Source organism: Aeromonas salmonicida subsp. salmonicida (assembly GCF_001643305.1).
GTDB classification, from domain to species: Bacteria; Pseudomonadota; Gammaproteobacteria; order Enterobacterales; family Aeromonadaceae; genus Aeromonas; species Aeromonas salmonicida.
Genome location: NZ_LSGW01000012.1, coordinates 33408 through 60288 on the forward strand (window position 1 = coordinate 33408; position 26881 = coordinate 60288).

The window sequence follows — 26881 nt, forward strand, 5'->3', positions numbered from 1 at the left end:
TTCACCAGCGTGAATTCAAACAGAACCATGTCATTTTTGTGGTTATATCCCTGCTCAGGGAATCGCTCAGGTATTCCCATGACATTGGGCTTTATCGGCAAGTTTTATCTTGTTGGCGTGACGGTCAAAGCCCGGCTGTGGTGGTTCTCTGGCGCCATAGTGCTCGGCAGCGCCCTGGGCGCTCTACTACTACTTGAGGGTCATGATCACCCTCTATGTGCGCGAACCCGGCATGCTGATGCGTGATGCCAAGGGCGACTGGACCGCCACCTCGGGCTGGTGGTACTGCGCTCCGCCATCAAGGTGGTGGCACTGGGCATCTATCCCCAACCGGTCATCAGCCAGGTGCAGGGCTTGCAGAACCGGGTCTTGCGCCAGCCCCCAATGCCCCTTGTGTCAGGCACCGTTGGCCATCTTCCAGATATGAAAAAATCCGAAACCGGCTTGGCTGGTTTCGGATTTCTTATGCGCATATCAGGGTTATCAAGGTGCCACAGATATCCCTCTGCGTGGGTCCATCCCCCTGGGCGACCTTAATGATGGCGGCGCCAGGGACCAGTGGGCATCACTGGATACGGTAACGAGAGATCTGCTGATGGATGCTCTCTGTGGTCACATTGAGCTCTTCCGCTGCGGCCGAGGTCTCTTCTGCCGTACTGCTGGTCTGCTGGACCACCTGTGCAATCTGCTCCACCTGATGGGCGATGGATTCCGCCGCCGAGCTTTGTTCGCGGATGGCATTGGTGATTTCACCGACCTGATCCATGACCCGGTGCGAAGCATGGCGGATCTGGGTGATGATCTCCCCGCTTTCAGTGGCCATCGCAACCCCTTGCACCACTTTTTCCTCTACCTGACTCATCCTGAACACTGTGGCCTGAGACTCTTGTTGAATCGCCTCCACCGTTGCCGAAATTTCCTGGGTTGACTGAGCCGTACGCTCAGCCAGCTTGCGCACCTCGTCAGCAACCACCGCAAATCCTCGACCTTGCTCACCCGCACGGGCCGCTTCAATGGCGGCATTGAGGGCCAGCAGATTGGTCTGGCCTGCGACGTCACGAATGACGTTCACCACACCGCCGATCCGGGAAATGCCCTCGCCCAAAGCCGTCACCTCATGGGAGGCCTGGCGAATGGAGTCGGCAATCTCGTTGATAGCTTGCACCGTTCTCTCTATGGTCGCGCCGCCGTCACTGGCAAGCTTGCCCGACTCGTTGGTGATACGGCTGGTCTCCTGGGTTCGCTGCGAGATATCCGTGATGCTCACCGTCATCTCCTCCACCCCCGCAGCAATCAGACTGGTTGCATCATTTGCCTGGCTCGCGGAACTGGCAAGGTGCTGCGCAGCCTGGGAGAGCGACTCAGCCGTACTTTTTATTTGCAAACTGCCCACCGAAAACTCAGTAAAGGTTTGCTGCAAGGTATCCAGCAGACGGTTGACCGCATTGAGCGTCAACCCAATCTCATCCTGCTGCTTGACGTCTGCCCTCAGGGTAAAATTCAAGTCGCGCTGGATCAGAGAAAGGGTCTGCATAGCAAGTCGAAGTGGGTTGGCAACCTGATTGAACAACCAGATAAAAAGCCCCAGGGTCAATATGCCGGTGCCACCGGCAATGAACAGCAAGGTTTGCAGGCTGCTGTCATAGTTCTCTTCTCCCTGCCGCTTGAGCGTCAGCCCCAGATCGACATTGAACTTTACATGGCGCTCTATCGCCTGAGCAAACTGCCCAAACAGCGTCACGACGTTGTTCGCCAGATAATCTCTGGCCTCCGTGTTTTTGTTTTGGCGCGACAGCAACAGAACCTTGTCTATCTCCAGATAATATTGGGCAATGATCCGCTGATCATCGTCAGTCAATCGCCTGTCTTCATCATTGGAAAGCATCTCGGCTTTATATTTCTCCAGAAGCGAATTGATCGCTGTCCGTATATCAGCGATATGCGTTTCAATCTGCTGCATCTTGCCATCATCGGTATTGAGTACATGTGTCTGGATCAGTGCATGCAGCTCATAGAAATCGGCCTGCACCTCCTTGATCAAGGATATGCTTGGCACTGTATTATCCGTCACATAACTCAGATCCTGGTTGGACGCCGCGAGGCGATTGATACTGAACCAACTGAGAAAAACGAGAGCCACCATCACCAGCAAGGCTATCAGTTGAAGCCGGCGCGCAATGTTCATAACCGCATACTCCATAAGGAAACTCCCTAGCAGTGTAGACGATGCATAAACAAAAAATGGTCTGCGAAACGGGCCGTTTCATTGCATACCCTGGCCGGCCGGCCGCGCCTTTTTGACTCGCGCTTATTCGGGACTTTGCCACTCCCCCAGGCGGTGGCAGTGCCGTTCAGCGCATGCCCTATGTCTGTACCTGAACGCAATGCTGGATAAACAGCAGGCCAGCTCACTGGGTCATACCCGCCAGCCAATAAACAAAGAGGGAGGCACAATGCCTCCCTCTTGTTATTCACACCTGTCACAAACGGGCCAAGGATTGGATCCCCTGAGCACATTGCCCAAAAAACCGTTTTGCCTGCAAGGGCTGGCGAGTCAGGTCATGCCGCTTCTGCCAGCTCTTCCTCTTTTTTCTGGTACGCCTGGGGCGTGAGTCCCAGCAGCTCCTGCACGGTCGATGCTACCGTGATGGAAGAGATGGTACCCACCAGGACGCCGGTAAACAGCGTGAAGGCGAAGCCGAACAAGGCATCCCCCCCGAACAGCAGCAGGGCTCCCACGGTAAAGAGGGTGGTCCCCGAGGTGATCATGGTGCGGCTGAAGGTCGCCTTGATCGCCACGTCCGAGCACTCGTAGATGGAGAGTTTGGTGCGTGAGCTCAAGATGTCCCGCAGCCGGTCCGAGATGACGATGCTGTCGTTGAGCGAGTAACCGATCACCGCCATCAGGCCGGCGATCACGTTGAGGTCAAACTCGATGTGGAACAGCGCCAGCAGCCCTATTGCCACCAGACCATCGTGCAGCACAGAGATCAGGATCCCGATGGCCTGGCGCCACTCGAACCGTACCGCCAGGTAGGCGGAGATGGCCAGTGATGCCACCAGCACCGCCAGCATCCCCTGCTGGAACAGCTCGGCGCCCACCTGGGGGCCGACTATGGTGGTGCGCAGCAGCTCCACCGGCAAGTTGAGCTGTTGACCCAGCATGATCGCCAGCTCCTCGGCCGGCCAGGGCAGCTCATGGGGCGGCAGCTTGATGAGCCACTCTCCCGGAATGCCGGCGCCATTGAGTTCGATGGCCCCTGCCAGCGGCGCGCTCAGCAGGGCGTTGAGTTCATGGGCCTCTTTCAATGTCTGGATACGAAACTCCAGCAAGATACCGCCGGTGAAGTCGAGCCCGAGATCCAGACCGTTGATGGCCAGCACGGCGATGCTCGCCACTGTCAGCAGCACGGAAATCCACAATCCAATGTAACGCCAGCGGGTCAGCCCCATGGCAACGATCATTCTCAACATAATTTTATCCTCGACAACAGCTGACTCGGGCTTCCCAACCGGAAGCGCGTGACGCAGGCGCGGAGCAGGCTCGAACGCGCGGCGCTATGGCACAGAGTAAATGCAGGGGTCACGGTCACACCCTCAGCAGCTTGGCGCTGCTCTTGCCCCACAAGGGGTTGATGATGGCGCGAGTACCCCAGATACCGGTCACCATGCTGGAGATGAGGCCCAGGATCAGGGTGATGGAGAAGCCCTGCAGCGGGCCAGAGCCGATAGAGTAGAGCACAACGGCACAGATCAGCGTGGTGATGTTGGCATCGAAAATGGTGCGAAACGCCGAGCGATAGCCAAAGTCGATGGCATTGGCAAGGCTGCCCCCTTCACGCAGGCGGTCCTTGATCCGCTCAAAGATCAGCACGTGGGTATCCACCGCCATGCCGACCGTGAGCACCAGACCGGCGATCCCCGGCAGGGTCAGTACGGCCCCCGGCAGCACGGCCAGCATGCCCACCTGCATCAGCAGGTTGGCGATGAGCGCCGTGATGGCAACCCAGCCAAACTTGCGATACCAGGCCATCATGAACAGCATCATGCCCGCCATGCCGAACGCCAGCGCGGTGAAGCCAGCCTCGATATTTTGCAGCCCCAGGGTCGGCCCGATTGAGCGCTCCTCCAGGATCTTCAACGGCGCTGTGAGGGCACCAGCCCGCAGCAGCATGGCCAGTTCCTGAGCTTCGGGTACGCTGGCAAGGCCAGTGATGCGGAACTGGTTGCCAAGGGCAGTCTGTATGGTGGCGACGTTGATCACTTCGCTCTGGGCACGCAGCTTGCCCTGGGCATTGGTCTTGTATTCGGTAAAGACGGTGGCCATGGCGCTGCCCACATGCTGGCGGCTGAACTGGTTCATCTTGCTGCCACCCAGGGTGTCGAGCACTATGCTCACCTGGGGTTGTCCCATCTCCCCCATACCTGCCCGCGCATCGACTATGTGCTCACCGGTCAGTACCGGCTTGCGCGCCATGCCGACCGCCTGACCGTTGCGATCCGCCATGAAGAAGCGGCTCTCCGGCTGGGCCTGATAGAAGGCAAGTGACGCCGTGGCGCCTATCACTTCCTTGGCTTGCTTGGGATTGTGTACCCCTGGCAGCTCGATGCGAATGCCATCCTGGCCCTGACGCTGGACCGAGGCTTCGACGATGCCGAGCTCGTTGATCCGTTTCTTGAGGATCGACAGGTTCTGGGTCACGGCGTTGTTGGCCAAGAGGGTGCGCTCGGCCTCGCTCATCACCAGTCGCAGCTCGTTGCCGCTGCGATTGAGGGTCCACTGATCCTGCCGGGTACCGGCAGCATCCTTGATGATGTTGAGCCAGGGAGCCTGATCGGCCACCTCGGGCAGTATGACCCGCACCTCACCCTCGCTCACCCGGGCCACGTTGGCACCCCGCAGGCGCGCTTCACGGAACTGGCTGCGCAGCATGTCCACCAGGTTTCTGGTCTGGTTGTCCACCACGAAGCTGAGATCGACCCCGATCAGCAGCTGGGAGCCGCCACGCAAGTCCAGCCCGAGCTTGATGGGAGCCGCGCCGAGCTGGCTGATCCAGGTCGGGGCATTGGAGTAGAACTCCAGGGTCAGGGCGGCGCTGTCATAGCCTTGCTGCTCCAGCAGCTGCTTGGCCCTTTGCTGTTCAGACTGGCTGCTGAACACCAGTTCGACCCGCTCTTTTTGTTGTACCTGTTTGACCGGCGCTATCTGGTTGTCGGCCAGCAGGGTGCGCTGCGCTTCTGTCAGGCTGGTCTGGCCATGCAGGCCCAGTGAGGGCTGCTCACCGAAGAAGGTAGGCAGGGAGTAAAACGCGAAAGTGAACAGCATGAGCAGCAGCAGGGCGTACTGCCACTTGCTCATGCGGTTCAGGGTGATACGACTCTTTTTTCTCATGGCAAAAGCCTCTGTCAGGAGAAGGCGGCGGGCACGCACACCAAAAAGGTGAACGGCACGCAAGAAAATACAAATGAGACAGTGAGCCTGTTCACGCGCGGTGAGCAGGCTTTACGGGAGGCGATGAGGCTGTGCAGTAAGACCGGACCCCATCGGGATCAGGCGAGATAGCTCTGGGAGAAGCGGTATTGCAGGTGTTGGCGTTGCAACCTGTGCCGATGAATGGTGGCAAAGCGGTCGCGGAAACTGTTTTTGGGGGAGTAGAGGACGGCGTAGAACAGCAGGCCGCACAGCAGCAACAGGATCGCCTGCTGCGACCAGCTCATGATCAGCTCGTAAACGACGCTGCCGGGCTGACTATCGCTGCGCAGGGAGTGCTCGAGACGCAACAGGTGATTCTGGTGGGATCCGACAAACTTGACGATGCCGTCATCGCTGTCACTGGCACTGTGGAGCGCCCGCGAGCTGTCTGACTGCTCGCCTGTGCCGGCATCATTCATCACCTGAGTGTGCTGGGAGGCAGACGGATGAGCAGATACCTCAAATCCCTCCACCGAGACGGTAGAGAGCAACAGAGTGAGCGAGATGAGCAGTGTCATCAGCGCCAGTTTCACTTTGTCCAGCAGGCTCAAAAAGTTAATTCCCAAATAATAGAAAGGGCAAACTACCACAGGGGCCCGCCAAGGACAAGGCGGCAAGGCTCATCACCTCGCCGCGCTGACCTTGCAATGCCCCCCTGCGCTTACCCCTCGGACATCTTTCTAAAGTCCCGGGCATAGTCCTTGAGCAGGGAGTAAAGATGGGTGCGCTGGGAGATATCCAGCGACTGGCTCAGGGCGCTCAGCCAGTTGACGGTACGCTGGCGGGATTGATCCGTGTAGCCGGTGAAACGGCCATCCATGAGCCCATCCCCCTGCTGCAACAGGGCGGTGAGCTGGGCACCGAAGTCCGGGCTCTGGCGCTGCTTCATCAGCCGGGCCAGCTCCTTGGTCCAGGCGGTCTGGAACTCCAGCCAGGGGGCTTGCAGCTCATACTGCCACTCCACCCACTGCGCCACCAAAGGCGCCTGCGCCGGTTTCACTTCGCCAATCCAGAACACCAGTCGCTCGTTCATCTTGTCGGTGAACTCCTTGAGCATCTCGGCCTTGGGCTTGCGGGCAAAGTCCTGCTCCCGCTCGGCCTGACGGGTGAGCCTGTCCTTCATGAACATGGCCACCTGATCTTCGGTCAGGGTGCGGGCCAGCCGAACGGCACGGGGAACCGTGTTCTCCAGGGTGCGGGTCAGGCTCTGCTGGGCCGCATCCAGATGGCGGGAAACCTGCGCCGGGCTCATGGGGCTCGCGACCGCCTTGGCCAGGGCATCGAGATCATCGGCATAACGAGGCACCTCGTGCTGACGGTGCCAGGCCATCAGCCCTTTGACCTCATGATCCAGCAAGCGCTTCTGGCTAGAGTCCAGCGAGAAGTAGTCATCCAGCTGCCAGACGATGGCCACGTCCAGCCAGTAATAGACAACGCGGGTGGAACAGCCCACCAGCAGCAGGCAGAGCAACAACAGACTCCAGCTGCGGGGCTGACGCCAGGAAAAGGTGGTCATCATGCACTACTCCAAACGTTGACGATTCATGTCGATCAGGGCCTGATAATCAGGCTCGGCTTGTTGCTCGGCCATCAGCAGGGCCCACAGCAGGCCAATGTAATCGACCCAGGGCAGGAAGGCCTGACTCTGAAAGCCCTTTGCTCCCAGCGTCCTCCGTGCCCGCTCAAGATAGCGCTGTTCCAGTACCGCTCGCTGCTCGTCATCCCAGCCGTGGGTGCGCTGTATGCTGGCGACCTCGAAACCGGGGTGACCGGCGGCGCCATACTCCCAGTCGATGACCCAGGGACGCGACCCCAACAAATTAGCCGGATTAAGATCGTGATGGCAAGGGAGCCAGCAGTCGTCAGGCTCGCGTCTGGCAAGCAGCGCACGCTCCAGCGCAGGCAACCACTCGGGGATCCGGGCCAGGCGGCCGCGATAACCGGCGGCATGAGCCCGCACCGCCATCACGACGGCGGGCACCGGCAGCCGGTGCAGTCGCACCAGCACCTCAGCCAGCAGACCGGGCTGATCGGCCAGGGGGGGTGGCGCCTCGGCCCAGTTTGGCTCGTCGCACCAGTCCAGCAACATCAAACCGCTGGCAGGATCGCTGTGGTGGCAGGGCAGCGCCAGCCCTTGTGCCATGGCGCCCTGATAGAGCTGCCACTCTGTGGCTCTGTCGATGCCGAGCCGATAGGGGTCAGGGTGACCAAGCCGCAAAAAATGACTGCGCCCCGAGGGGAGGCGCAGTCGATAGTTGCAGTTGGTCAGGCCACTGGCCAGGGATTCCAGCCGCCCCGAGCACCAGGGGACGGGCAGGCTGGCCAGCAGCTCGAGCTCTGCCAGATCACCAGCCAAAGGTGGATTTCTTCGCCTGTTTGCGGATCTCTTTCTGGTCGGCCCACAGCAGTTCGCCGTTTTGCAGATCCATCAGGTTCATGGTCATCTGGTAGTAGACGTCCTTCACCTTACCGTTGTCCTTGACGATGCTGCTGAGGTTGCCATAGACCATGTAGCGGGCACCGGTCTGCTTGCCCAGACGTACCATGGAGGCAGGATCCACCATGCCGCTGCTCTGCTGGTATTCAAGCTGCTGCTTGACCGCGGCCACCTTGCTCATGTCGACGAAGCGGAACTTGCCAACGCGCAGCAACTTGGTGCGGATGGTATCCGTGATGGCTTCGGTATCGATGTGCTCCGAGGTCTTGTTGCGGATGGAGTCCATGAACATAACGGGACGACCACCTGCAGTGATCTCGCTGGTCGCCGGTGAAGCGAGCATGGAATCCGCCATCTTGTCGGCAATGGCCTGCAGATCCGATGAGCCGTAATCCACGGTCACCGTCTCGGTTTCGGTGGGGTCGCCATAGCTGACGGTGGTACTGGAACAGCCGCCGAGCAGCAGGGCGCCACTCAATATCAGCAGGGCATGATTCATTTTCATCAGTTGGATTCCTCAATCACTTCGCGTACATAAATCCGGTATCCCTGAGCGGCCGGGCTCGGCGCCAGAGCAGACAGGGTGCGGCTCTGATAGCCGTGGAGCTTGATGGGTGTCCAGCCGCGACCATCACTGGCCACTTCCTGCCCCGCCTCATCATACCAATAGAACATATATTGCAGCTTGTTGTCGCCACGCTGGGTACTGGCAGCGGCCACATTGACCTGCAGCAGGCCGTTTTGCTCGCGCCGGCTCAGCTCGGTCAGGGTCACATTGACGTTCTGATGCTGCTCCTGCACAGGTGCTGCGCCCGCTGCGCCATAGAGCGCCACGCCGGATGTATTGGTGGCGCAACCTGCCAGCAGCATAACCAACCCCAGGGCCAACCCGTATGCTTTCATCTTGATCTCCTTAGCCGGCGGCCACAGGGGCCCAACCGATCAGTCATGGGTGTCATTGTCGTTTGAGTGGGTGCCTAGAGCGGCATCACCCGGGTAGTCAGGCCTGCGCCGAGCCGTTGCACCCACACCAGGGTGGTGCGTCCGCCATGTATGGTGAGAGGCAACTGGCGCATGGCACTCCCCGCCCCCAGAGTGAGCTGCACGTCACCGGCCGGCAGCATGCCCTGCCAGCTAGATGCCTGAGCAGGCAGCGTCAGCCAGCTGCGGGTATCGGCCCGCTCAGAAAGGGTGTTGAAGATGCCCACCAGAATATTGCCCACATCACCTCCCTCCTTGGCGGCTGTGCGCCTCAACTGCTCCTTGGCCACCAGCCGCAGCGCCTGACGGGTCAGCATGCCCGGCAGTCGCTCCTGCAGATCCTTGGCGGCCAGCGCTTCCAATCGCACCAGCTCGCTGGTCTGCTCGATTCGCTTGCCTACCGAGACCACAAGGGGACCGGTCTGGCTGGCTCTATTGTCGTAATAGGGGACGGCCACGGTAAAGGTACGAAAATCACCACTGGAGGTAGAAATGGGCAGCGGCAGGAACAGCTCCCGCCGCGCCGGGATCAGCCCATCTTCAAACAACACCACCAGCTGACCCTGATCCTTGGCAAGCAGCGGCGCTTTGCGGCCCACCTTTTTCTCGGTCTCTTTCAGCTCATCCGGCGAGCCACGCAGCCGTGCTAGGCGCAGCAAGGCGTCCTGCAGGCTCTGGTTGTCCGGCGCTATCTGATAACCCCGCTGATAGTCGACCCAGGCGTCGTTGAGATCCCCGGCCGCCTCATAGAGCACGCCGGAGAAATAGAAGGTGTAGGCGTTCTGAAAACCGTTTTTCACCTTGCCGATCAGCCGATCCAGATCCGGTGCCCCGCGCGACATGAGCTGGCGCATATTGCGCTCTGTGCTGGCTTCGGCGCCTTTTTCCCTAGCCTTGCTTACCTCCCCCGCTCTCGCCTTGAGGGCCCGCTCCTGCACCTGGTTGGCACGGCGTACCTCCACCAGCGCGCCGTCGGCATCCCCCCGTTGCAGGTAATTCAGCGCCAGATAGTGATGCAGCATGGTGCGCTCATAATCCGGCGTCAGGTAGGCCATGCTCTGATCGTTGGTAAGCAGGCTGCCCGCCTGACTCAGGCCCTGGCTCAGCCGATACTCGGCCTGATTGTCTTCCCACTCGAGGCGGCTGTCGGCGGCGGCAAAGGCCTGCTTGCTGCCCGCATCCTGCCCGGCCAGCCAGGCGATGCGCCCCTGCTCCAGCCGGTCCAGCACATAGGTGTCATCACCCAGGGTGGATTCACGCACCTCGGGCAGGGCCTCGGCGGCGTGTCCCAGCAGCAGCTGGTTGCGCAGGGGCACCATCTGATCGGAATAGGAGACGAACATATCCTGCCACTGGGAGGCGCAGCCCCCCAGCAGGGTGCTGGCCAGCAACAGACCGGCCAGACGGGGAAACGGACTCATCACAGGCAGAGCAGCGGCCCCAGGGATTGACCACCCACCAGATGCATATGGATGTGGTAGACCTCCTGCCCGCCGTGGCGGTTGCAGTTCATGATGAGGCGATAGCCATCCTCGGCGATACCGGCATCGGCTGCCAGCTTGCGTGCCACCGTGAACATGCGGCCAAGGGCCAGCTCATGCTCGGGCTCTACATCGTTGACGGTGGGGATCAGCACGTTCGGCACTATCAGGATATGGGTCTTGGCCTTGGGTTGAATGTCCCGGAATGCGGTCACCAAATCGTCTTGATAAAGGATGTCGGCGGGGATCTCTTTACGGATGATTTTGCTGAAAATGGTTTCTTGCGCCATGGATAACTCCCTTATATGAAAAAGAAAATTCTAAACCCACCTCAAGCGGCTCCCAAAGTTGCCGTCAGGGCCGGTCAAGTGTGACACAAGCCGATATTTGACACAGCCGTTGTCCCATTCTCTTCAGTTATTGTTAAAAATACCGATAGCCGGAGGACGTCTGCCGACGTCGCTCGCCCAGGGTGATAGCAGGGTATCAAATGGACGGGGTATTCAGGCAAGGGACTTTTGCATATACAGCGGGACAATAATGAAACAATCCATGTCAGACCTCTCCATCTTGCAGAGGGTCTATTTAGGCTTTGCCATTCTGGTGGCCGTGATGGCGGCGACCTCGGTACTCACCTTTCGCAGCCAGAGCGAGCTCAATCAGGCGCTGGATCAGGTTACCCGGCAATCCATGCCGCTGGTGATCGCCAGCAGCCAGACCCAGATAAGCCTGCTCAGCGCCAACAAATGGCTCACAGACGTGTTGACCGAGCAGGATCCCAAGCAGATCCCGGCCGAAGTGGCCGAGCTGCAACAGGCCAAGGCCCAGGTCGACAAGACACTCGCCACCCTCAGCCAGCAGGCCGCGGCGCACCCGCAACTGCAGGGTGACATGGCGACACTGACCAAGCTGGTCAGCGACTATCTGCAGCTGACCGGGACGCTACCCACCGAACACCAGGCCCTGCTCACCCGTCTGCACAAGGTGAACCAGGCCAAGGGGCAGTTTCAGGTCAGTCTGCCCCAGTTCAAGAAAAACCTCGGCGACATGATGATCACCATCGACGACAGCTTCATCAAGATGCTGTCCGAGACCTTGACCACCAAGCTCTCCGCCATCGAGCTCTCCACCATGGATGCGCTCAACCAGAGCATCCCCGCCCCCATAGAGGCGGCGCTCAAACGCAACAAGATGCAGATCGAGGGCTTCAACAGCACCATCAAGGATCTGCAGGGGGAGCTCAAGGATTTCGACAACAACATGGGGCACTACGTCCATGGGTTCGTGCGCGACACCACGGCCAGCGAAGGGGTGCTTGCCCAATACCTGGCGTTGATGAAGCAGCAGGAGCGGATGCGCGAGGAGAGCAAGCAGGCCAGCAAGCTCATCGTCAGCATACAGAGCAAACTGGAAGGGATCACCGATCAGAGCCAGCAGCTGATGAACAACAGCATTCGCGCCTCCGGCAAGGTGCAGGCCCAGAGCACCCTGACCCAGGGGATCAGCATCGCCATCGCCATTTTCATCGCCATCCTGGTGGCCTACACCCTGGGCAAAGCCATACGCCGCCCCCTCAAGGAGCTGCTGCGGGTGCTGACCGAAGTGACCCAGGGGGACATGACACAGCGCGTCGGTTTCAAGAGCCAAAATGAATTCGGCCAGCTCGGCAGCCAGGTCAACCTGCTGATCCAGCAGATGGGGGATGTGCTCACCCAGCTCTCCCAGGCCTCGACCCAGCTCAATAGCGCCGCCCACGACAATCGCCACACCACGGAATCGGTGCGGGCGGATCTGGAAACACAGCGCCAGGAGACCGCCTCGGTCGCCGCCGCCATGACCCAGATGGAAGCCTCGGTGCGGGAAGTGGCCCAGGCCGCCAACCAGACCCTGGAGCGGGTACAGGACGTGGAGAAAGCCTCCGAGACCGGCCGCAAGGTGATGGCGGGCAACATCACCACCACCCATCAGCTGGCAGGCAAGTTGCAACAGACCGGCAAGGTGATTGGCGATGTCAGCGCCATGAGTGGCCAGATTGGCAATATCCTCGACGTCATTCGCGGTATCGCAGAGCAGACCAACCTGCTGGCCCTCAATGCCGCCATCGAGGCCGCCCGTGCCGGCGAGCAGGGCCGCGGCTTTGCCGTGGTGGCCGACGAAGTGCGCAGTCTGGCGGGGCGCACCGCCCAGTCCACCAGCGAGATCCAGACCATGATCGAGAACCTGCAGCAGGGGGTCGCCAAGGCGGTGACAGTGATGCAGGAGTGCTCCCGCGAGATGGACAGCTGCGTGGATCAGAGCTCCCACGCCAATACCGCCATGGAGGAGGTGCAGGGGATAGTGGTGCTCATCAGCGACATGTCGAGCCAGATAGCCTCCGCCGCCGAGCAGCAGCAGGCGACCAGTGCCGACATCGCCACCAACCTCAACCGCATCTCGGATATTTCGGATCTCAACTATCAGGGCATTGAACGGGTCGCCGAGACCAGCCAGCAGCTGGACGCCCTGGCCGAGCAGCAGGAGAATCTGGTCAAGCGCTTCAAGCTCAGCGCCTGAATCTCTCTCGCTGAAACAACAAGGCCCCGCTGTTGGCGGGGCCTTGTTTATCTGGTGGCAGTGCGGTGGGATCAGGCGTAGGCGATGGCGCCCTTGCCGACCCCTTCATAGGCCACGACCTTCACAAACTTGTCACCCACCGCTTTTTTCACTTCACGGGCTATGTAGCACGCCAGCAGCTCTATGGTGGTGTCGGTGTAGATCATCTCCACCTCGGCCGCCGGCATGGCGAGCTGAAACAGCCCCTGGGGGGCCACATACTTGAATCCCAAGTGCTGCTCACCCAGTTGGGACCGGGCGACATCGCTCAAGTTCAGTTCGCTCAGGTCCACCTTGTCTTCATCGGTGCCAAGGTAGATATCGGCCCAGCGCTCGGCCCAGTTAAGCTCGAGCTCACCGTCACGCATCCCATCCACATGGATTTCGATGGGAGAACGGTGGCCGTGGGCGATCCGCTGGCAGTTGCCATCGTGCTTCTTGAGACCGTGGCTGTAGTGATAGAAGGCACCGTCGATCTGCTCCTGACGCAGGGTCACCGACAGATCCCGGATGTTGCCGGGCAGACGCTGTGCCAATACCGCCAGCAGGTAGCGGGTGACGGACTCTTTATCGACCTGGGGCGCCGGTATGAAGGCAAAGCCCTGAGTCGGGCAGCGCAGGTGAATGGATCCCTGGGGGCGCAGCAGATCGACCGTGCTCTCCTCCCCCTCCAGATGCGCCACATGGATCAGGGCGCACTCGGCCGGCACCAGCAGCTTGTGATCCACCTCTTCGTCGATGATCGACTTGATCAGCTTTTTCACCCGACCAAAGTCCAGCAACATGCTCATCTCGTTGAGCTCGCCGCTCATCTCGACGTCCACCAGCCAGCTCTCCCCCACCATGCCGCGGCGTTCGCACAGGTAGCTGGAGTCGATCACGGTCAAATCTCTTACAAATAACTTCATCAGTCAGACCTTGCTACAGAGAAAGTACAGTTTGCGATATTATGACCCGCGATCACTGACAAAGGAACTGGACTCCCCCATGAACAAATTGCTTATCAAGAATGCCACCCTGGTCAACGAAGGCCGCATATACGCCTCTGATGTATTGATTGAAGGGGAACGGATCGCCCGGATCGCCCCCCATATCGAGGCGCCCGATGCCGTTGTGATCGATGCGGCAGGCCGCCACCTCATCCCCGGCATGATCGATGATCAAGTCCATTTCCGGGAACCTGGCCTGACCCATAAGGGGACCATCGCCAGTGAATCCCGGGCCGCCGTGGCAGGTGGCACCACCAGCTTCATGGAAATGCCCAACGTCAATCCCCAGACCACCACCCTCGACGCCCTCGAAGCCAAATACCAGATAGCCGCCAACTCCTCCGCCGCCAATTACAGCTTCTATCTCGGCGCCACCAACGACAACCTCGACGAGATCAAACGCCTCGATCCCAAGCAGTCCTGCGGGGTCAAGGTGTTCATGGGGTCGTCCACCGGCAACATGCTGGTGGACAATCAGGAGACACTGGCCGCCATCTTCCGCGAGAGCCCTGTGATGATAGTCACCCACTGCGAGGACACCCCCTCCATCAAGGTGCTGGAAGACGAGGCCCGCGCCAAGTGGGGCGAAGATGTGCCGATGCGCGAACACGGCCGCATTCGCAATGACGAGGCCTGTTACAAGTCCTCCAGCATGGCGGTGGGTCTGGCGAAAAAGTACGGTGCCAAGCTGCATGTGCTGCATTTGACCTCCGCCAAGGAGCTGTCGCTCTTTACCGCCAGCCATGACCTCAGCGAGCTGAAAGACAAGAACATCACCGCCGAGGTATGCGTCCACCATCTCTTCTTCAACGAGGCGGATTACGACACCCTGGGCAGCCAGATCAAATGCAACCCGGCGGTGAAGACAGCCGCCGACCAACACGCCCTGCTGGATGCGGTACGCAACGACGTGCTGGACATCATTGCCACCGACCACGCCCCCCACACCTGGGAGGAGAAGCAGAACAGCTACTTCAAGGCGCCGTCCGGCATCCCTCTGGTGCAGCACTCCATGCTGGCCCTGCTGGAGCTCTACCACAACGGCGTGTTTTCACTGGAGACTATCGTCAAGAAGACATCCCACGCGGTAGCCGAGCGCTTCCAGGTGCAGGATCGCGGCTACATTCGTGAGGGCTACTTCGCAGACCTGGTGCTGCTGGATCTGGGCAAGCCCTATGTGGTCAACGACAGCAACCTGCTCTACCTGTGTGGCTGGTCACCCTTCAACGGTTACCGCTTCCACAGTACGGTGGAGATGACCCTGGTGAATGGCCAGATCGCCTGGCAAAACGGTCAGGTCACCGATCAGGTACTGGGCAAGCGGTTGACCTTCAACCGCTGATCAGATCACCACTGATGCAAACGGCCGCCCCAGGGCGGCCGTTTTTATGGTGCCTTGAAAAATGCGTTACAACGCCCCCTGAAATGAGCTCTCGATGGCCGAATTCAACCACTGTGGCGGCACTTTGAGCGCCAATTGCTCGCAAAGCAGGCAAACAGTCTCAGAGCGGGATTTCCCCTGTTGACAGGGTAGGAGCATCTCCATAAACTCAGCCCCCGTCAGCCGAGCTGACTCCGTCGGTGTGTAGCGCAGCCAGGTAGCGCATCTGCATGGGGTGTAGAGGGTCGGAGGTTCGAATCCTCTCACACCGACCAAATTCCCCGGTAAAGGCCTTGTCAAATGACAAGGCCTTTTCTTTTGTGCCGCGGCTCTGGCACTGCCCGTTGATGACCTGATCGACGATTGTCTCACTGATCGGTTTGTGCTGTAGTGACAAGGTGTTTCGCCAACCGGCCATCGAGATGCAACGTCCACTCCTTCTCTCCTTTTGCTCCCGTCGCCATGCGCGACGATTCGGCTTTGGCGCCCGCCTGTCCGACCTGTTGTCGGCCTGCCTGCTGAGTCTCCTGCTGATCGGCTGTGCTACCTCCTATCACAGCGAAAAGTCATTCTGGAACGGCCAGACCGGCTTTTCCCAGACACAACTTGGCCCCGACAAGTGGCAGCTGGAGTTTGTCGGCAACGATCTGATCGATCGGGAAACGGCTCGCAAGTATGTGCTCAAGCGCGCTGGCGAGATGGCGCAAAGCCGGGGCTATGAGTGGATTGAGGTGAACGAACTGACGCTGCAGCGCGATGCGGTCAGGGTCACCCCCTCGCGCCCCGTGTTCAGCTTTGATGAAGAAGAACCTGACCTCTTCCTGGCACAGATGCAGGTGCAACACACCACCTCTGCCCTGCTGATCTTCACCTTGGCTGAGCGCTCATTAAATGAACGATGCATGCAGGCCAATTATCTTGCTGAAATTAAAATAAACAGCGATTAATATTGCCAAAATGCAAGATCCATATCACATACAACTAATGACAACATAAAATTCTGCTACAAGGCTCTGGATTTACCCCCCCGGATTAGGCATGCTGCCAGCACACCGGCTGTCAGGAATCTACGGCACGGATCACAAAAACGGACTGAAGTGGCACTCCTGCCACCCTAAACGGCTTTGCACTTATCAAAACTGGGACCTACCCCCATGAAAATGAATAAATTGACGGTTGCCATCCTCATTTCGATGCTGGTTGGCATCCTGACTGGTCAGGGCTATCGCATGTTTGCCCCGGATCAGGCCGCAGGCTTTGCGGACGATATCACCATACTGACCGACATCTTTTTGCGTCTGATCAAGATGATCATCGCCCCCCTTGTCTTCACTACTCTGGTCGTCGGCATCGCCAAAATGGGCGACACCCGCACTGTCGGTCGCATTGGCGCCAAGACCCTTGGCTGGTTCATGCTGGCCTCCCTGCTCTCCCTGAGCCTGGGACTGGTGATGGTTACCCTGCTGCAACCGGGCGTGGGTCTCTCTCTCTCCTTGCCGGATGATACCGCCAGCTCCGGTGTGGTCGTCACCGCCATCTCCCTCAAGGACTTTGTCACCCACGCCATACCGAAAAGCGTGGTAGAGGCCATGGCCACCAACGAGATCCTGCAGATAGTAGTGTTCTCCCTCTTCTTCGGGCTGGCTGCCGCTGCTCTGGGCGATGCCGCCAAGCCGGTAGTCAAACTGATGGCAAGCGGTGCCGAGATCATGCTGAAAGTGACCGGCTACGTGATGAACTTCGCTCCGTTCGCGGTATTTGGTGCCATCTCGGCCATGGTCGCCAAGGAAGGTCTCAGCATCCTGGCCACCTACGGCACCTTCATGGCGCAATTCTATCTGGCGCTGGGTTGCCTCTGGCTGCTGCTGATTGCCATGGGCAGTCTGTTTATCCGCCGCCGCATCCTGACCCTGCTGGCCATGATCCGCGAACCCATACTGCTCGCCTTCTCCACCGCCAGCTCCGAAGCTGCCTACCCCAAAACCCTGGATCGATTGGAGAAATTTGGTTGTGACAAGCGCATCGCCAGCTTCGTGCTGCCCATGGGCTACTCCTTCAACCTGGATGGCTCCATGATGTACTGCACCTTTGCGGTCATGTTCATCGCCCAGGCCTATGGCATAGAGCTCTCCCTGGCTCAGCAGATCACCATGCTGTTGCTGTTGATGGTCACCTCCAAGGGAATGGCCGGTGTGCCACGCGCCTCGCTGGTGGTCATCGCTGCCACTCTCAACCAGTTCCACATCCCGGAGGCAGGCATTCTACTGCTGCTGGGTATCGACCATTTCCTCGACATGGGCCGTTCAGCCACCAACGTGCTGGGCAATGCCATCGCCGCCAGCGTGGTGGCCAAGACCGAAGACAGCCTGGGGGAAACCGAGCCTCTGGGTGAGGTCGATACCGCCAAGGCGTGATCCGCCCCTCCCCCCGAAAAGTAGAACGGCCCGCTGATGCGGGCCGTTTTTTATCTGCGTTTTTTCAGCGTGTCGCGCGGCTCAGCACCAGCGACGAACCCGCCGGCAGTACTCTGCATACGCTTCACCGAAGCGAGCCTGCAGGGCCCGCTCTTCCGGCACGATTTGAAAACGGTCGAGCCAGCCCCACAGCACCAGGGGCCCGATCCAGACCCCCATACCACCCAGATAGCAGGCCAGCGCCATTGTCCAGCAGAGCAGCCCCAGGTACATGGGATTGCGGCTGAGCCGATAAAGCCCTGTGGTCACCAGCACACTGGCCTGCGCCGGCCGGGTTGGACTGACAGTGGTGCCATGCTGGCGAAAGCGCAGCACGCCGCCAAAACCGAACACACAGCCGACCACCGTCAACAGCAGGGCCAGCTCTGGCCACCCCTCCCCGCTACCGCCCCCCAACACCATGGCCAGCACCACTATGCCAAACAGCAGAACAGGCGGTACACGACACTCCAGATCTCTCATCTACTGGCTCCCATGAGACGTGCCACAATCGACACCTTGCGATACACTTCCAACGGGAATAATGCCGCAGGAAATTGACAAAGTTCATAACAATAACAATGCCTTGGCTACACTCTATCCCATCTGCATGACAAAGGCCGAGATCAGGTCGGCATGCACCTAAACCCCAACAATAAAAAAGGAATCACCCCATGCACAAGAAGACACTGCTGGCCACCTTGATCCTGGGCCTGCTGGCCGGTCAAGCCGTCGCAGCCCCCTATCTGCCTCTGGCAAGCGATCATCGCAACGGTGAAGTACAAACCGCCAGCAACGCCTGGCTGGAAGTAGATCTGACCGCGTTTGAACAGAACCTGCAGACCCTCAAGACCCGCCTCGGCGACAAGGGCCCGCAGATCTGCGCCATCATGAAAGCGGATGCCTACGGTCACGGTATCGACCTGCTGGTCCCCTCCGTGGTCAAGGCCAATATCCCCTGTATCGGCATCGCCAGCAACGAAGAGGCCCGCGTGGCGCGCGAGAAGGGGTTCAGCGGCCGCCTGATGCGGGTACGGGCCGCCACACCGATCGAAGTGGAACAGGCCCTGCCCTACAAGCTGGAAGAGCTGGTTGGCAGCCTGGTGAGTGCTCAGGGGATCTCCGACATCGCCCTGCGCCACCACACCACCATTCCGGTGCATGTCGCCCTCAACTCCGCCGGCATGAGCCGCAACGGCATCGACCTGCGTCTGGCCGATGCCAAGCAAGATGCGCTGGCCATGCTCAAGCTCAAGGGGATCACCCCGGTCGGCATCATGACCCACTTCCCGGTGGAGGAGAAAGAGGACGTCAAGCTGGGGCTGGCCCAGTTCAAGCTGGACTCCCAGTGGCTGCTGGAAGCAGGCAAGCTGGATCGCAGCAAGATCACCATCCATGCCGCCAACTCCTTCGCCACCCTGGCAGTGCCGGACGCCTACTTTGACATGGTGCGCCCGGGCGGCCTGCTCTACGGCGACTCCATCCCCTCCTACACCGAATACAAGCGGGTGATGGCATTCAAGACCCAGGTCGCCTCGGTCAACCACTATGCGGCGGGCAACACAGTCGGTTATGACCGCACCTTTACTCTCAAACGTGACTCCTGGCTCGCCAACCTGCCTCTCGGTTACTCCGACGGCTATCGCCGTGCGCTCAGCAACAAGGCCTATGTGCTGATCCAGGGTCAGAAGGTGCCGGTGGTCGGCAAGACCTCCATGAACACCATCATGGTGGACGTGACCGATCTCAAAGGGGTAAAGCCCGGTGATGAAGTGGTGCTGTTTGGCCGTCAGGGTGAGTCAGAAGTGAAACAGGCTGATCTGGAGGAGTACAACGGCGCCCTGTTGGCGGACATGTACACCATCTGGGGCTACACCAACCCCAAGAAGATCAAACGCTGATAACGCGATATGAAAAAGGGCTCCCGCGGGAGCCCTTTTTATTGGTGCAGCGTTTAAGCCACTTTTTTACGGGTCACAAACAGACTCAGCCCCATGGAAACCAGCAGGATCAGCGCCACCACGCCCAATGCAATGCCGGTCGGGATCTTGAAGATATCCAGCAGCAGCATCTTGACCCCGATAAACATCAGGATCAGTGCCAGACCGTATTTCAGCAAGGCGAAGCGCTCGGCCACACCGGCCAGCAGGAAATACATGGCGCGCAGACCCATGATGGCGAAGATGTTGGAAGTCAGCACGATGAAGGGATCCGTGGTCACCGCGAAGATGGCCGGGATACTGTCCACCGCGAAGATGAGATCGCTCACCTCCACCAGCACCAGAATGAGCAGCAGCGGCGTCGCATAACGCACACCGTCACGCCAGACGAAGAAGTTCTCCCCTTCCAGAGTCTCGGTCACCTTGAAGCGACGGCGCATCCAGCCCAGCAGCGGGTTGTTGGCCAAGTCAGGTTCCTTGTCGGCGGCCCACAGCATCTTGACCCCGGTCAGCAGCAGGAAGGCGCCAAACAGATAGAGGATCCAGTGGAACTGCTCGATGAGCCAGCTGCCCGCGAACACCATGCCGGCGCGCATCACTATGGCACCCAGTACCCCGTACAGCAGCACTCGGCGCTGCAACTCGGCCGGGATGGCGAAGTAACCAAACAGCATCAGCCAGACGAAGACGTTGTCCACCGCCAGCGCTTTCTCGATGAGATAGCCGGTGAGGAACTCCAGCCCCTTCTGGTTGGCAATTTCGCGGCCTGCGCTGTGATCCAGCCAGAGCCAGATTGCCAGGTTGAAGAGCAGCGCCACGCTGACCCAGACCAGAGACCAGATGCCCGCCTCTTTGAGGGATACCTTGTGTGACTTGCCACCACCGACAAAGCGTATATCTATCCATAACAGGACCAGCACTATGCTGAAGAAACCGGTCCACATCCACCATTCACCCATGTTCATCTCTCCCAAAAACGACAAAACCCACGACCGAGAGGCGTGGGTTTGCGTTTGGAGCAGATACACCTTGCCTCTCGGCAAGGTCTCACTTACAGCTGATTTGCATCAACTGCCCGGCTGCCGGGTGCACTGCAGGATATGGGTGCACCGTAATGACGACAAACCAGCGAGAAGTTACTCCCCTTGTTGGGCGGATAGTAACAGCGACCAAAGATAACGCCAAGAGGCATCTTCACCTCTTGCCAAAATTAATCGGGGCACCACCAGGATGCCCCGCAAACGCGTTCAACAAACCAGCATCAAAGCGGATCGGCCTTGAGGCAGGAGACCGCATGGTCGAAATTGCCCTCCAACTGGGGCCGGGTCTTGGCACACTCGGGACCCGCCACCGGGCAGCGGGTGCGAAACACGCAGCCGGACGGCGGATTCATGGGCGATGGCAAGTCCCCTTCCAGGATCTGGATGACCTTGCTGCGCTCCGGATCCGGATCCGGAATGGGCACGGCCGACATCAGCGCCTTGGTGTAGGGATGCAGGGGGTTTGCGAAGATCTCCTTGCGAGTGCCCAGCTCCACCGCATTGCCCAGATACATCACCAGCACCCGATCCGAGATGTGCTTGACCACGGACAAGTCGTGGGCGATGAAGATGAGCGACAGCCCCATCTCCTTCTGGATAGCCTTGAGCAGGTTCACCACCTGAGCCTGGATGGAGACATCCAGCGCCGAGACAGGCTCGTCACAGATGATCATCTTGGGTTCCAGGATCAGCGCCCGGGCGATGCCGATACGCTGGCACTGGCCGCCGGAGAACTCGTGCGGATAGCGGTTCACCAGGTTGGGCAAGAGGCCCACCTTGGTCATCATGGTGCGCACCTTCTCCTTCACCTGCTCTTTGGAAAGGTTCGGATAGAAGGTGATGAGCGGCTCGGCGATGATGTCGCCGATGGTCATGCGCGGATTCAGGGAGGCCAGCGGATCCTGGAAGATCATCTGGATCTCCTTGCGCTTCTCCCGCAGCGCCTTCTGGTCGAGCTTGGTCAGATCGTTGCCCAGCCACACCACCTTGCCGTCAGTGGCCGGCACCAGGCCTATCAGGGCACGGGCAAAGGTGGATTTGCCACAGCCGGACTCCCCCACCACACCCAGGGTCTCCCCTTCGTACAGGCGCAGGGTCACGCCGTCTACCGCCTTCAACGCCGAGGGCTTGGCCCAAGGCCAGGCCCTGTCACTCTTGATGCTGAAGTGGACCTTGAGGTCGGACACTTCCAGCAGCAGTTTCTTGTCAGTACCCATTTAATTCGCCCCCTTGATCATGGCATCCGATACCCAATGGCAAGCCCGCTCGCGGCCGTCGTTGCACGGCGTCAGGAGCATGGAGGATTGCTGGCCGCATATCACAGCATTCATACGCTCACCTCCTTGGTATTTATGGCATCAGACACCCAATGACAGGCCCGCTCGCGGCCGTCGTTGAACGGCGTCAGAACAGGTGACTGCTGGCCGCAAATCTCGCTCACCCTGTGGCAGCGCTCCTGGAAGGGGCAGCCGGTGGGCAGACGCAGCAGGTTAGGCGGATTGCCCGGTATGGTAGGCAGCTCTTCCCCTTCGGTATCGAGGCGGGGAATGGCGCGCAGCAAGCCTTCGGTATAGGGATGGCTCGGGCGATAGAAAATATCGTTCACCCGGCCGTACTCCATGGTACGACCGGCGTACATCACCAGCACCTTGTCACAGATACCCGCTACTACGCCCAAGTCGTGGGTGATCATGATGATGGAGGTGTTGAACTCGCGCTTGAGCTCGTTCATCAGCGTCATGATCTGGGCCTGCACCGTCACGTCCAACGCAGTGGTCGGCTCATCGGCGATAAGCAGCTGCGGCCGGCAGAGCAGGGCCATGGCGATCATCACCCGTTGGCGCATGCCACCGGAAAACTCGTGGGGATACATGTTCATCCGCTTGCGCGACTCGGGGATCTTCACCGCATCCAGCATGCGCACCGACTCTTCGAACGCCTCGGCCTTGCTCACCCCCTTGTGCAGCATCAGCACTTCCATCAGCTGATCCTTCACCTTCATGTAGGGATTCAGCGAGGTCATGGGGTCCTGGAAGATCATGGCGATCTTCTCGGAGCGGATCTTGTTGAGCTTGTGCTCCGGCAGATTGAGGATCTCGTCACCCTGAAACTTGGCCGACCCCGTTATGATGCCGTTCTTGGCCAGCAGCCCCATGATGGCAAAGGCCGTCTGGGACTTGCCGGAGCCAGATTCGCCGACGATCCCCAGAGTTTCGCCTGCGGCGAGAGAGAAATTGAGGTCGTTGACCGCCACCACATTGCCATCCGGAGTCTTGAACTCGACTCGCAGATCTTTTACATCCAGTAATTTCATAAAAACTCCTTATCGATCTTTGGCCGCTCTTGTTATCGATCCTTCGGATCGAGTGCGTCACGCAGACCATCCCCGAGGAAATTGAAGCAAAACAGGGTCACCACCATGAAACCGGCAGGGAACAAGAGTTGCCATATGGCCACTTCCATCGACTTGGAGCCTTCATCCAGCAGGGCACCCCAGCTGGTCATGGGTTCCTGGACGCCGAGGCCCAGAAAACTCAGGAAGGATTCAAACATGATCATGCCCGGCACCAGCAAGGTGGCGTAGACGGCCACGATACCGAGCACGTTCGGCACTATGTGACGGGTGATGATCTTCCACTTGGAGACGCCACAGACGTGAGCCGCCTCGATAAACTCCTTGCTCTTGAGGCTCAGGGTCTGGCCTCGCACGATCCGCGCCATGTCGAGCCAGCTTACAGCCCCGATGGCAATGAAGATGAGCGCCAGATTGCGGCCAAAGAAGGTCACCAGCATGATCACAAAGAACATGAAGGGGAAGGCGTTGAGGATCTCGAGAATCCGCATCATCAGGCTGTCGACCCGACCACCGATGAAACCGGACGCCGCGCCATACAGGGTGCCGATGACCACGGCCACCATGGCCCCCATGATGCCGACCATCAGCGAGATGCGGCCACCCAAGAGGGTGCGCACGAACAGATCACGCCCCAGACTGTCGGTACCGAACCAGTGGCCGGCTTCCATATCCGGCGCGGCCTGCATGGCGCCCCAATCCGGATCGTCGAAGGTGTATTGGGACAGGTGGGGACCGACGATCACCGCCAGACCGATAATAGTCAGTATGATAAGGCTGGTCAGTGCAGCCCTGTTACGCAGGAAACGGCGACGGGCATCCTTCCACAGGGAGCGTCCCTCCACCACTTCCACTTGCTGTGCGAACGCCTCGACGGCCTCGCGTTTTTCAGTTGTGACAACCATGATGAACTCCCGACTTAGTAACGGATCTTGGGATCGATAAAGGCATAGAGAATATCGACCACGGCGTTAAAGGTAATGGTGAGGGCACCGACCAGAATGGTCAGGCCAAGCACCATGGAGTAATCACGGTTGAGGGCACCGTTGACAAACAACTGACCAATTCCCGGCAGACCGAAAATGGTCTCTATCACCACTGAACCCGTGATGATGCCGACGAAGGCCGGCCCCAGATAGGAGACCACTGGCAGCATGGCCGGACGCAGCGCGTGTTTCAGTATGATGTGACGCAGCGGCAAGCCCTTGGCACGGGCGGTGCGGATAAAGTTGGAGTTCATGGTCTCGATCATGCTGCCACGCATGATGCGCGAGATGGCGGAGATGTAGTACATCATCATGCCAAATACCGGCAGTACCATGAATTGCACCCCGCCCCCCTGCCAGCCACCGGCCGGGAACCAGCCCAGATAGATACTGAAGAAGAGCACCAGCAAGGGTGCCAGCACAAAGCCCGGGATCACCACACCAGCCATGGCCGACGACATCAAGAGATAGTCGATGAGGGTGTTCTGTTTCAAGGCTGCAATGGAGCCAAAGGTCACCCCCAGCAAGACGGCAAAGACGAAGGCCGCGCTCCCGATCTTGGCGGAAACAGGCAGCGCCTGGCTCACCAGATCATTGACGCTGAAGTCCTTGTACTTGAAAGAGGGGCCCAGATCGCCCTGTACCAGGTTGCCAAGGTAGGTGAGGTATTGCACGCCGATGGGCTTGTCCAGGCCGTACTTGGCCTCGATATTGGCCAACACTTCCGGCGGCAGGGCACGTTCGCTGGTAAAGGGGTTGCCCGGCGCGAAGCGCATCATGAAGAAAGAGACGGTGATCAAGACCAGCAGAGTCGGGATCGCTTCCAATAGACGTTTAAAAATGAATTTCAACATAGACAATTCCTGTCCTGTACTGCTTCCAAAGGGTCGCGGTTTTAATACTAAGGCCCGCCGTCTGGCGGGCCTGCTTGTTATGCGACTTGTTATTTTACTCAGTGAGCAACGATGTACATGTCTTTGCTGTAGAGGTTGTCCAGCGGGTTGGCCGGGTAGCCGCCCACATAGGACTTGACCATGCGGGAGGTCACGTACTGATAGATGGGGGCTATCGGCATGTCCTTAGTGAGGATCTCTTCGGCCTGGACATAGAGTTTGTTGCGGGAAGCATCATCGACCTGGTCGCGAGACTCGTCCATCAGCTTGTCAAATACCGGGTTGGAGTACTTGCCATCGTTGTTGCCGTGAGTGGTCTGCATCAGATCCAGCATGGAGGAAGCTTCGTTGTAGTCGGCGATCCAACCGCGACGAGCAACATCAAACTGTCCCTGCTTGAGTGTCTCCAGATATGTCTTCCACTCCTGGTTCACCAGGCTTACCTGCACGCCCAGCTTCTTCCACATGGAGGCCACGGCAACCGCTACCTTCTTGTGGTTGTCGTCAGTGTTGTAGAGCAGCTCGAACTTGAGCGGGTTGTCTGGACCATATCCCGCCTCTTGCAACATGGCTTTTGCCTTGGTGTCGCGCTCGGCCTGGGTCAACTTGGACCACTCGGGGGCAACCGGTTTGAAACCATCCACAAAATCAGGCACCAGGGCATAACCCGGTGTTTCTCCCTTGCCCATCACCTTGTCGGCGATCACGTCACGGTCGATGGCGTAGGTAAGTGCCGTGCGAACCCGAACATCGTCATAGGGTTTGCGTTTGGTGTTGAAGGTGTAGTAGTAGGTCCCCACGTAGCCACTCACCTTCACCTCGTTGGGCAGATCTTTCTTCATCTGCTTGAAGCGCTCGATGGGCATGTTGTAGGTAAGATCCAGCTCACCCGCCAGATAGCGGTTCAACTCGGCGTTGGTGGACTGGATAGGCAGGTAGCTCACCTTGTCGATCACCGTCTTGGCGTTGCCCCAGTATTTGGGGTTGCGCTCGATATCGACGCGTTCGTTCACTACCCAGTCTTTCAGTTGGTAGGCACCGTTGGATACCATGTTGCCGGGCTGGGTCCATTTGTCACCAAACTTCTCGATCACCTTCTTCGGCACCGGGTAGGTGGTGGTGTGGGAGAGCATGCTGACGAAGTAAGGGATCGCTTTTTCCAGCTGCACTTCGAAGGTGTAGTCGTCGACGGCCTTCACGCCCAGCGTATCTGACGGCTTCTTGCCGGCAATGATCTCGGTGGCGTTGACTATGGTCGGGATCTCCATGTACCAGGCATAAGGAGAACCAGTCTTGGGATCCACGGCCCGCTTGAAGGCGAACTCGAAATCGTGGGCTGTCACGGGATCCCCGTTGGACCACTTGGCATCTTTGCGCAGGTGGAACACGAATTTTTTGTTGTCCTTGGTTTCCCAGGACTCGGCCACACCGGGGAGCACTTCACCCTTGGGGCCGGAGGAGACGAGACCTTCGAACAGGTCACGCAGAATATTGGATTCAACCGTTCCTTCGGTTTTGTGGGGATCGAGCGTTGCGGGCTCAGAGCCGTTGCCTTTCACCAACTGCTGAACATCAGACAGTTTGGTACCTGCGGGGACATCAGCAGCATACGCTGCATTCATTCCGCCAAATAGCGCTGCCACCAATAGGGTATTAATCATTGTTTTTTTATGAGTCATTTCCATTTACTCCAACAAGAACATTCCATGCATTTGTCCACCAACGAGATAAGTACCCCGCTGCCAGCATAATTCCCTGACAATTCTAATAATGCAATAGATATCATCAGGCTAGGCTGGGATCAATGGTTAAAAAAACAGCTTTTAGCCAATTATTCAGCATTTAAATATCGCGCTGCGGACGTTTTTTATACAAACCCGCT

At 58.9% G+C, this 26881-nt stretch carries 23 protein-coding genes, 1 tRNA gene and 2 pseudogenes; 7 read left to right on the forward strand and 19 right to left on the reverse strand.

The genetic code is table 11. The annotated features are described in order from the left end of the window. Positions 1–9: 9 nt before the first annotated feature. Positions 10–375: pseudogene (locus AXW79_RS22650) on the forward strand (proton-conducting transporter transmembrane domain-containing protein); the annotation flags it as partial. Positions 376–565: 190 nt separating this feature from the next. Here the strand turns inward: AXW79_RS22650 and AXW79_RS01170 are convergent. From AXW79_RS01170 to hinT, 10 genes are all read right to left on the reverse strand, one after another. Further along, positions 566–2185 (reverse strand): methyl-accepting chemotaxis protein, encoded by a 1620-nt coding sequence (locus AXW79_RS01170; protein ID WP_011898624.1) that lies wholly within the window; start codon positions 2183–2185, stop codon positions 566–568. A 374-nt stretch (positions 2186–2559) separates the two neighbouring features. Continuing rightward, a complete protein-coding gene (secF, locus tag AXW79_RS01175; protein ID WP_170321049.1) occupies positions 2560–3474 on the reverse strand; it encodes a protein translocase subunit SecF in 915 nt (304 codons plus the stop codon). A gap of 115 nt (positions 3475–3589) precedes the next feature. Beyond that, positions 3590–5392, reverse strand: a complete 1803-nt coding sequence (gene secD / locus AXW79_RS01180) for a protein translocase subunit SecD (protein ID WP_043151167.1) — start codon at positions 5390–5392, stop codon at positions 3590–3592. 158 nt (positions 5393–5550) lie between these two features. Continuing rightward, on the reverse strand, positions 5551–6024 hold the full coding sequence (locus AXW79_RS01185; protein WP_005314876.1) for a hypothetical protein: 474 nt from the start codon (positions 6022–6024) through the stop codon (positions 5551–5553). A gap of 110 nt (positions 6025–6134) precedes the next feature. After that, on the reverse strand, positions 6135–6992 hold the full coding sequence (locus AXW79_RS01190) for a DUF6279 family lipoprotein (protein WP_005314875.1): 858 nt from the start codon (positions 6990–6992) through the stop codon (positions 6135–6137). A gap of 3 nt (positions 6993–6995) precedes the next feature. Next, entirely contained in the window at positions 6996–7829 is an 834-nt protein-coding gene (locus AXW79_RS01195) for a phosphotransferase (protein WP_005314874.1), read from the reverse strand. Next, positions 7819–8415 (reverse strand): penicillin-binding protein activator LpoB, encoded by a 597-nt coding sequence (lpoB, locus tag AXW79_RS01200; protein ID WP_005314873.1) that lies wholly within the window; start codon positions 8413–8415, stop codon positions 7819–7821. The genes AXW79_RS01195 and lpoB overlap by 11 nt, the downstream gene beginning before the upstream one ends. After that, positions 8415–8813: a YcfL family protein gene (locus AXW79_RS01205; RefSeq protein ID WP_005314863.1), complete on the reverse strand. Its 399-nt coding sequence runs from the start codon at positions 8811–8813 to the stop codon at positions 8415–8417. Before AXW79_RS01205 ends, lpoB begins: the two co-directional genes overlap by 1 nt. Positions 8814–8887: 74 nt before the next feature. Then, entirely contained in the window at positions 8888–10312 is a 1425-nt protein-coding gene (locus AXW79_RS01210; protein ID WP_005314861.1) for a COG3014 family protein, read from the reverse strand. Then, positions 10312–10662, reverse strand: coding sequence for a purine nucleoside phosphoramidase (hinT, locus tag AXW79_RS01215; protein WP_005314859.1), 351 nt, complete (start codon positions 10660–10662; stop codon positions 10312–10314). The genes AXW79_RS01210 and hinT overlap by 1 nt, the downstream gene beginning before the upstream one ends. 250 nt (positions 10663–10912) lie before the next feature. On the opposite strand from hinT, the gene AXW79_RS01220 reads away from it, so the two are divergent. Then, on the forward strand, positions 10913–12925 hold the full coding sequence (locus tag AXW79_RS01220; protein WP_011898620.1) for a methyl-accepting chemotaxis protein: 2013 nt from the start codon (positions 10913–10915) through the stop codon (positions 12923–12925). Between the two features lie 71 nt (positions 12926–12996). Here the strand turns inward: AXW79_RS01220 and AXW79_RS01225 are convergent, their stop codons facing one another. Continuing rightward, the gene (locus tag AXW79_RS01225; protein WP_011898619.1) at positions 12997–13872 is read right to left on the reverse strand and encodes a 6-carboxytetrahydropterin synthase; all 876 of its coding nucleotides are present in this window, start codon (positions 13870–13872) and stop codon (positions 12997–12999) included. Between the two features lie 79 nt (positions 13873–13951). Here AXW79_RS01225 and AXW79_RS01230 point away from each other — a divergent pair, with 79 nt between their 5' ends. From AXW79_RS01230 to AXW79_RS01245, 4 genes are all read left to right on the forward strand, one after another. Next, a complete protein-coding gene (locus tag AXW79_RS01230; RefSeq protein ID WP_005314854.1) occupies positions 13952–15295 on the forward strand; it encodes a dihydroorotase in 1344 nt (447 codons plus the stop codon). A gap of 237 nt (positions 15296–15532) precedes the next feature. Next, positions 15533–15609: transfer RNA gene (locus AXW79_RS01235), tRNA-Pro, on the forward strand. 240 nt (positions 15610–15849) lie between these two features. Next, positions 15850–16281, forward strand: a complete 432-nt coding sequence (locus AXW79_RS01240) for a CC0125/CC1285 family lipoprotein (protein ID WP_170321050.1) — start codon at positions 15850–15852, stop codon at positions 16279–16281. Positions 16282–16488: 207 nt separating this feature from the next. Beyond that, positions 16489–17748: a dicarboxylate/amino acid:cation symporter gene (locus AXW79_RS01245; protein ID WP_011898617.1), complete on the forward strand. Its 1260-nt coding sequence runs from the start codon at positions 16489–16491 to the stop codon at positions 17746–17748. 81 nt (positions 17749–17829) lie between these two features. Here AXW79_RS01245 and AXW79_RS01250 read toward each other — a convergent pair whose 3' ends face one another. After that, the gene (locus tag AXW79_RS01250) at positions 17830–18270 is read right to left on the reverse strand and encodes a methyltransferase family protein (RefSeq protein ID WP_005314849.1); all 441 of its coding nucleotides are present in this window, start codon (positions 18268–18270) and stop codon (positions 17830–17832) included. Between the two features lie 191 nt (positions 18271–18461). On the opposite strand from AXW79_RS01250, the gene alr reads away from it, so the two are divergent. Further along, positions 18462–19688 carry an alanine racemase gene (gene alr / locus AXW79_RS01255; RefSeq protein ID WP_005314845.1) on the forward strand — a complete coding sequence of 409 codons (1227 nt, stop codon included), beginning with the start codon at positions 18462–18464 and terminating at the stop codon, positions 19686–19688. Between the two features lie 53 nt (positions 19689–19741). Here alr and AXW79_RS01260 read toward each other — a convergent pair whose 3' ends face one another. The 7 genes and pseudogenes from AXW79_RS01260 to AXW79_RS01290 form a co-directional block, all read right to left on the reverse strand. Continuing rightward, entirely contained in the window at positions 19742–20686 is a 945-nt protein-coding gene (locus tag AXW79_RS01260; protein ID WP_034282953.1) for a TerC family protein, read from the reverse strand. Positions 20687–20988: 302 nt separating this feature from the next. After that, a complete protein-coding gene (gene oppF / locus AXW79_RS01265) occupies positions 20989–21984 on the reverse strand; it encodes a murein tripeptide/oligopeptide ABC transporter ATP binding protein OppF (protein WP_005314839.1) in 996 nt (331 codons plus the stop codon). Further along, positions 21985–22086, reverse strand: a pseudogene (locus AXW79_RS01270) (oligopeptide transporter ATP-binding component); the annotation flags it as partial. 8 nt (positions 22087–22094) lie between these two features. Next, positions 22095–23081, reverse strand: coding sequence for an ABC transporter ATP-binding protein (gene oppD, locus AXW79_RS01275; RefSeq protein ID WP_005314832.1), 987 nt, complete (start codon positions 23079–23081; stop codon positions 22095–22097). A 32-nt stretch (positions 23082–23113) separates the two neighbouring features. Continuing rightward, positions 23114–24025, reverse strand: coding sequence for an oligopeptide ABC transporter permease OppC (gene oppC, locus AXW79_RS01280; RefSeq protein ID WP_005314829.1), 912 nt, complete (start codon positions 24023–24025; stop codon positions 23114–23116). Positions 24026–24039: 14 nt separating this feature from the next. Continuing rightward, positions 24040–24960, reverse strand: a complete 921-nt coding sequence (oppB, locus tag AXW79_RS01285; RefSeq protein WP_005314827.1) for an oligopeptide ABC transporter permease OppB — start codon at positions 24958–24960, stop codon at positions 24040–24042. A 98-nt stretch (positions 24961–25058) separates the two neighbouring features. Next, positions 25059–26678, reverse strand: coding sequence for an ABC transporter substrate-binding protein (locus tag AXW79_RS01290; protein ID WP_042468196.1), 1620 nt, complete (start codon positions 26676–26678; stop codon positions 25059–25061). Positions 26679–26881 lie beyond the last annotated feature (203 nt).